The following is a 1,527-nucleotide window of genomic DNA, read 5'->3' on the forward strand; positions in this document are numbered from 1 at the left end:
AGACTTTTTTCATGACAAAACCGTTAAAGATTTGGCAAAGGAATGTCGTACTGTAGAAGATGTTCAAGAGATGATGAAGCTTTTATTTAAGGATACCATTCAACAGGTATTTGAAGCTGAGTTAGAGGATGAATTGGGTTATCAGAAACATAGTACCACTGGAAATAACACTGGCAATAGCCGAAACGGGTACAGTAAGAAAACTGTCAGATCTAAATACGGAGATACCGAATTGGATATTCCGAGGGATCGAAATGGTGATTATGAACCAAAGATTATTAAGAAGTATGAAACGACTGTCAATGGTATAGAGGATCAAATATTAGGGCTTTATGCGAAAGGCATGTCAACAAGGGATATTGAAAGCCAAATGCAAGATTTATACGGGATTGACGTTTCTCCCACCATGGTTAGTAAAGTAACCGACAAGATTATGCCCTTAGTGAAAGAGTGGCAATCTCGCCCTCTTAATCGGGTTTATCCGATCGTTTATTTAGATGCGATCCACTTTAAAGTTCGAGATGAAAACAGAATCGTTAATAAAGCTGCATACAGTGTTTTAGGGATTAATATGGATGGACAAAAAGAAATATTAGGTATCTGGATTGGGGAAAATGAAAGTGCAAGCTTTTGGCTGGGAGTATGCACGGATCTTAAAAACAGAGGCATAGAGGATATCCTAATTGCTTGTAAAGACGGGCTTTCAGGCTTTTCAGAGGCAATTAGTTCTGCGTTTCCTAAAACAGAAATACAGCTATGTGTCATCCATCAAATACGCAATTCAATGAAATATGTTTCCTACAAGGAACAAAAAGAAGTAATGAAGGACTTAAAGAAAGTCTATCAAGCATTAACCCTAGAAGAAGCCGAATTGGCCTTCACTGCTTTCAAAGAAAAGTGGGGAAAAAAGCATCCTATTATTATTCGATCCTGGGAACAAAACTGGTTAGAATTAACCGCCTATTTCAGTTATCCAAGGGAAATCAGAAGAATCATATACACAACGAACATTATCGAGGGGTATCATAGGCAACTTAGAAAAGTCACAAAAACAAAGTCTGCTTTCCCATCTGATGAAGCATTAAGGAAAATGATATATTTGGCAACCATGGATATTACTAAAAAATGGACTATGCCAGTACAAGGATGGAAAGAATGTATATCACAGCTAGCCATTCATTTTGGAGAACGTCTAGAAACCGAACTTGCATTATAACTGTTAGTTTGGTTCCGGCTTGACATGGAGCCTCTGCGGGCGTGATGGATTGGCGATGGAGATACCTTTAAAAAACAAAGCTATCGCCAATGCAAAAGCGAGCGTATCACGCCCGCTTCTCCACGTAAAGCCTTTCTATTTTATTGTGTGCAATTCCCATTTACACAAAATAGTTTATACTCCCGGACATGCTTGTGATAATGCCTTTTTCTTCAGCCAACTCTTGAAAAGCATACGATGTGTATTGCGATCCTTGGTCACTGTGAAGAATCAGTCCCTTAGTTTCACGCCCATTACATGCTGCTTTTAAG

At 38.7% G+C, this 1,527-nt stretch carries 1 protein-coding gene and 1 pseudogene; one reads left to right on the top strand and one right to left on the bottom strand.

The window, feature by feature from the left end; all coding sequences use genetic code 11:
* Positions 1 to 1,216 (top strand): IS256 family transposase (locus tag CS937_RS00005; RefSeq protein WP_245835657.1); only part of this gene is annotated, 1,216 nt, incomplete at its 5' end.
* 184 nt (positions 1,217 to 1,400) lie between these two features.
* Here the strand turns inward: CS937_RS00005 and CS937_RS19170 are convergent.
* A pseudogene (locus CS937_RS19170) lies at positions 1,401 to 1,527 on the bottom strand (DDE-type integrase/transposase/recombinase); the annotation flags it as partial.

This window comes from Virgibacillus ndiopensis, assembly GCF_900187325.1.
In the GTDB taxonomy this organism is placed as follows: domain Bacteria; phylum Bacillota; class Bacilli; order Bacillales; family Amphibacillaceae; genus Virgibacillus_E; species Virgibacillus_E ndiopensis.